Genomic DNA, 365 nt, shown 5'->3' with positions numbered 1-365 from the left:
TAACAAATGCTCCCGCTATAGCAAATGAATTAATATCCACTCCTATAAGTTTTAATATATTATCTCCTATAAATAGGAAAGATATCATAAGGCCTCCGGCTACCACCGTCGCTTTTTAAGCGTCGATTTCAACAAAATTATGCTTTAAGCCCAACACAACAGGGACAGATACAATAAAATAAATCACAGCAAACAACACCAAAAATGAGGTTAAAACCTCTTTAATAGAAAAAATCTAAAACATACATTTAGAAATAATTAGTGTGCAAAAGTAGGAAATAAAATCATTTATTCCTCAATTTTTATATACACCTCATAAATCTGCGTAAACAACTGTTGCATAATGGATTCCTCTTGCAAAGGAG

1 pseudogene is annotated in these 365 nt (G+C 31.8%); it reads right to left on the bottom strand.

The features are described from left to right. Positions 1-235 (bottom strand): annotated as a pseudogene (locus tag GNY06_RS14160) (MarC family protein); the annotation flags it as partial. Positions 236-365 lie beyond the last annotated feature (130 nt).

Origin of the sequence: Elizabethkingia argenteiflava (assembly GCF_009904105.1) — a bacterium.
GTDB lineage: Bacteria > Bacteroidota > Bacteroidia > Flavobacteriales > Weeksellaceae > Elizabethkingia > Elizabethkingia argenteiflava.
Note: the sequence above shows the minus strand (reverse complement) of the source record. Positions and strands in the feature narration are given on the sequence as shown.